Below are 6000 nucleotides of genomic sequence, written 5' to 3'. Positions count from 1 at the left end.
TTGAACGATGAAGGGATGACTAATGTACCCAAAATTGCCGATGATTTTGGTATTGTAGATCGTGGTAATGGTGTTGCTATTGAAGAATATTACGGTGAAAAAAAGGATGTTGTCATTCCCGATGAAATCAATGGTGAATCAGTTGTAGAAATAGGAAACAAAGCATTTTATAAAAAATACATCACAAGTGTAACAATTCCATCAAGCGTGACAACGATAGGAGATTCAGCATTTGCTTCTAATTTATTGAAAAGAGTGGAAATCCCCTCAAATGTGACAACGATAGGAGATTCAGCATTTGCTTCTAATCTATTAAAAAGAGTGGAAATCCCCTCAAGCATGACAATGATAGGAAACTCTGTATTTGCTTCTAATCTATTAACAAATGTAGAAATCCCCTCAAGTGTGACAACGATAGGAGAGATGGCGTTTTATCACAATGAATTAAAAAGTGTGAATATCCCCCCAAATGTGACAACGATAGGAGAGCAAGCATTTAAGATAAATAAATTAGAAAGTGTAGAAATCCCCTCAAGTGTGACTACGATAGAAAAGGGAGTATTTGCTTTTAATCTATTAAAAAGAGTAGAAATTTCCCCAAACGTGTCAACGATAAGAGAGGGTGCATTTTATGAAAATAAATTAGAAAGTATAGAAATTCCATCAAGCGTGACAATGATAGGATCTAGAGCATTTATGTTTAATCAATTAACGAGTGTAAATATCCCCCCAAATGTGACAACGATAGAAAAGGATGTATTTTCTTGGAATAAATTAGAAAGTATAGCCATCCATGAAAACGTAACAACAATAGAAGAGAGCGCATTTGCTGCTAATGAATTAACAAATGTAACCATCCCACCAAATGTGACAACAATAGCAGATGAGACGTTTAGTGGTAATGAATTAGAAAATGTAGCCATCCACGAAAACGTGACAATGATAGGAAAAGCTGCGTTTTATAATAATAAATTAAAAAGTATATATATCCCACCAAGTGTGACAAGAATAGGATCTTATGCATTTATGTTCAATCATTTAGAAAGTGTAGTAATCCCACCAAATGTAACAAAGATAGAAGAATTTTCATTTTATGATAATAAATTAACAAGTGTAAAAATCCCATCAAACGTGACATCAATAGGAGACTATGCATTTATAAAGAATCAATTAACAAACGTAGATATCCCGTCAAGCGTGACAACAATAGGAAAGAGAGCATTTCGTTCTAATCCATTAGAGGTTGTAAACTTTAATGGAGATCATAATTTCCAATGGGATAAAGAGGAGTATCCTTTTGCTCCGTATAAGGAGGGTGAGAAATATTTCCTCGGGTGGTTTGAAGATAAAGATTCTACGAGAAAGTGGAATTACTCTGTCACTAAACCAATGACTATTTATGCTAAGTGGAGGATGTTTGTCAAGTTTGATACCAATGGAGGAAGCGAAGTACCAACTCAACCGGTAGTGTATGGAGAATTAACAGAAGCTCCTACCACTCCAGTAAAAGAAGGCTACACATTTGAAGGTTGGCATAAAGATGAAGATCTAACAGAAGTATGGAATTTCGATCAAAATGTAGTGAAAAAAGATATTACGTTATACGCTAAATGGTCGAAAGTAAGCTATATCGTTACGTTTGATACGAATGGCGGAAGCACAGTCTCATCTCAAGTAGTGGAATATAACGAATTAGTGAAAGCACCAAGCGCTCCTAATAAGAAAGGCTATACATTTGGCGGCTGGCATAAAGATAAAGAATTGACAATACCATGGGATTTTGCAAAAGACGTCGTGACAAAAAACGTTACTTTATATGCGAAATGGACAAAGAATAACACTTCGGGTGGGGGCTCAGGTGGCTCTGGCGGAGGTTCATCCAACTATCAAGCCATTTTTGACTCTAATGGTGGAAATAAAGTACCATCCCAAACAGTAGGCTATAACGACCTCCTGAAAGTCCCAACTACTCCAGTGAAAGACGGTTATGAATTTATTGGCTGGCATAAGGATGCGGAACTTAAAAATACATGGGACTTTACGAAAGATAAAGTAACGGCAGACATAACTTTGTATGCGAAGTGGAAAAAGGATGATGTGTCAGAAGTTGATTATATTGTTACTTTTGATTCAAACGGAGGCAGTAAAATTCTATCCCAAACAGTAGCGTATAAAGCTTTAGTGAAAGCTCCCTCTAATCCAACGAAGGAGGGCTATCTATTTATCGGCTGGTATAAAGATGAAAAATTCACAAAGGCATGGGATTTTGCAAAAGATGTCGTATCAAAAAATCTAACGTTATATGCGCGATGGATGAAGGATAGTAAGCGCTGTGACATTACTTTCAAGGATATTGATCATAACTGGGCGCAGGATATGATTAAAGAAGTTGCCAAGCGATGCATTATTATAGGTTACCCAGATGGCACTTTTCGACCGAATGATATAATTCAACGTCAACATGTGGTGCTTATGATTGATCGTGCATTACAACCAGCATCAATTCGAGACGCTGTATCCTTTTTAGATGTCCCTAAAAGTCATGTAAATTATGAACAAATTACACGACTACAAAGAGCGGGTATCGTGGACGGTTCAAATGGAGCATTCCGACCAAACGCTTCTATAACACGTGCTGAAATGGCGAAAGTGATCGTGATTGCATTTGGCTTAACGCCAGAAGGCAATAGTACATTCAAGGATGTCGACTCATCACACTGGGCGAGTGAATATATTGCCGCTCTAGCGGATCATAACATTGCACTAGGTGATGAAAACGGTAATTTCAGACCAAATGACAACTTAACTCGAGCACAATTTACAGCGATTATGTATCGGGCACTTGGTTTATAAGTCTTACCATAAAGGGAGATGTATCATAATTTGATACATCTCTTTTTCTGAAAAGCCCCAAATATTAGGAGAGGTATTTTTAAAAAGTATGTCATGTTTATAAGTTACCTTGGAGCGCAAGCGAAGCGGCTCATCAAACGCCCCCAGGAAAGCGCTCAGTCGGAACGGAAATCAACCCTTCACTTTGTCAAAGAGTTATTTACCTTCATAACATAATAGTTTCTCAACAACAAAAAGGAGGCTACATTTTTAAACGTAACCTCCTTTTTAAAATTAACTATTTAACAAGTAATGCTTCAATTTCCTCAGCATGAATTGGCTTACTAATATAGTAACCTTGAATCGCATCACAGCCATAAGCCATTAAAAGATCTGCTTGTTCAGCCGTTTCGACACCTTCAGCGACAACTTTAAGTTCCATAGATTTTCCGAGTTGTACCATACCGTTCATAAGCTTTTGGGTTTTCTCAGATTTTAATAGAGAACTTGTAAATGTTTTATCGATTTTCAATGTATCTATCGGTAGAATTTGCATATATCTGAATGAGCCATATCCGGTACCGAAATCATCTAGTATAAAGGAGACTCCCTCATTTTCAAGCTTACGCATTTGCTTTGTAATAGAGGTAGCAGCCTCTGCTTCAAGAGCAAACTTCTCTGTAATTTCGATTTGAATAAGATTTGCGGGACAGCCCGTTTTCGCTAATGTTTCAAGAATGGACTGCGCCATGTTTTTATCACGGAATTCGCGTACAGAAGAGTTAATAGATACTTTTAAATTTAGACCAGCTTTTTTCCAGATGAGAGCCTGTTCACAAGCTTTTTCTATCATAAAGGAACCGATATTATTAATAAGACCCGTTTCCTCCGCAATTGGAATGAGCTCATCTGGTGAGACAACGCCTATTACTTCATCTTCCCAACGAACTAGTGCTTCTACAGCTGTGATTTTACCTGAAGTAACATCAATTTGCGGCTGATAAAGGACTTTTAGATTTTTTTGGTCAAGAGCCTGAAGTAAACGTTTTTCAATTAAAGCTTTACGATTTAATGCTTTATGTGTTGCTTTGGATAGGGAGACGATTTTATCGCCACCGGCCTCACGGACAGTTGTAATAGTAGCAATAGATGCCTTCATTAGTTGGGAGAATGTAGTTTGATCCTCTGGATAACGTGTAATTCCGCCGCTAATAGAAATAGGGACAGCTACATTACTGTTATAAATTGGATGTTGTTGTAAGTAAGACAGGAAGCCTTGAATAAACCATTCACTTAATGGTGTAATTACGACAAAATCATTTTCGTTAATACGTGCCATCGTGCTATCTTGGAAGTACATTTTTATACGATTTGTAAACTCTACAATAAGACTTTGGTCAATTTGCTGATCATGTAATTCTTTTAATGTATAAAATTTATCAATACTTAAATAGACGAAAGAGAAGTGTCTTTCATCCTCAATCATGTTGGAAATCACTTTTTCGAGACGATGTGCATTCATAAGACCTGTTTCTGTATCGATATAAGCGATTTTCTCAAGCTGATGCTGTATGGACTTAGACTTCGTGATATCCTTTTCAATCAATAAAAATTGTTGCTCATTTATTTCGATATCAAATGTTGGGATAGCCGTGAGTAGTACCCAATAAGATTGACCTGTTTTTGTAACTTTTTCGATTTCGCCTTGCCACGTTTGGCCATTGTTTAAATTACGCCAAATGGTAGTTGTAATCTTTTCACTTTCTTTATTATCAGGGAATAGCTGCCAGAACGTTTTACCAATCACACGTTTTGGTGTCCACTGACTCGTTTTTAGAAATTCAGCATTACATTCTAAAATGAACCCATCATGATCTAGTGCTACGGTCATAAATGTTGAGTCTAAACCTTGTTTTAATTTTGCGAGAGTACCGCAGTTTGAGACAGAATTAATCATTAATTCTGGTAGCATAAACATCATAAGGATGAAACGCTCTCCTTGTTCAGTAAATGGTTTAGCTAGCAGCGCTGAGTTAATTTCTTCGTTTGTATACGTTTTCAGTTGGATTTGATTGATATACGTACTGTCATCATTTTGTAAAATGGTTTGAAATTTTTCTAATGAAAGCTGACGTAGTAAATTTTCGTGAATGAATGAAGCGGTATGTTCTTTAATAGTAGTAGCTGAAAAACCAAATAGCTGTTCAGCAAGCTTTCCCAAATGTATAACTTGTCCATCTTGATTCATGACAATTGCAGGAAAAGGAAGTGAATTTAAATAATGTTCATCAATGGTAAATAATTTATGCATATGACTCATGATTATTCGATCTCCTTGAGTAATCTATATATACTATTATTATAGTTAATTATCAGGAATTAGTCATTATGAATATGATTGTAAATATTTGATAATAAAAAATATAAGGACTTTTTTAACGAAAAACATGGAAAGATTTGAAGAAAAATAACATTTTTTAGTATATATATAGGAAGTGAGTAGTATATGTGACATTTAAAAGAAATGGTATTTATTAGCTCTGGTTCATGTTATAGGTAGCGATGGACCTTTTTAATGTTTTATCGGTTGCAGGTATTATATTATTTACATATTGATATTTTACTAAAAAAGGTATTTCGTCATTTGCCAGCAACCAACTGAAGTATTGCTGTATTCGTTATCTCGTTACAATTTTTGGTACTTATATTGCTTATGTCTCTTTTAGTTTAAAGAAAGGGTTACCAAAATATCAAGTAATAGGGATTATGGATACACGAATAGGTTTTTTTCTCCTACTAACGAATGCTTCATTTGATGCTTTCAGGGTTAGTAGCAAAGTCTTATTATGGGGAGTAGCGGTTTTCCTACTACACATTGTATTCAGGGCGCTTCTACTTGTTATCAGTTGGGGAAGCTTATATAACTTGTGGCTCGTTTTCATAGATTTTAAGGTTACATGCTTTATGACCGCTTTAATATGCTTTAGTTAATACGCATCCTATCTATTATTGCACCGGCTAACAGCGATGGTGATTGCAGTTATTGTGTTTAGTCCATCGTTAACTTGCTTGTGCAACATGGCTTTCTATAGGTGAAGGAAAAGTAAAAAATACAGTATGGGGTTCCTTGTTATAGTTAAATTTATGGAACGCCTTTATAAAGAACGA

At 35.8% G+C, this 6000-nt stretch carries 2 protein-coding genes; one reads left to right on the top strand and one right to left on the bottom strand.

What is annotated here, in order from left to right; translation table 11 throughout:
• Positions 1-2853: leucine-rich repeat protein (locus AC3WSK_RS22815; protein ID WP_492414626.1), on the top strand; the 2853-nt coding region annotated here is incomplete at its 5' end.
• A gap of 277 nt (positions 2854-3130) precedes the next feature.
• On the opposite strand, the gene AC3WSK_RS22810 is transcribed toward AC3WSK_RS22815, so the two are convergent.
• Positions 3131-5152, bottom strand: coding sequence for an EAL domain-containing protein (locus AC3WSK_RS22810; protein ID WP_079563754.1), 2022 nt, complete (start codon positions 5150-5152; stop codon positions 3131-3133).
• Positions 5153-6000 lie beyond the last annotated feature (848 nt).

The organism is Lysinibacillus sp. EB271-A1-10B (genome assembly GCF_058791335.1).
Note: the sequence above shows the minus strand (reverse complement) of the source record. Positions and strands in the feature narration are given on the sequence as shown.

Coding starts and splice junctions, on each gene's coding strand:
- AC3WSK_RS22810 (WP_079563754.1), bottom strand. CDS start 5,152: ATGAGTCATATGCATAAATTATTTACCATTGATGAACATTATTTAAAT.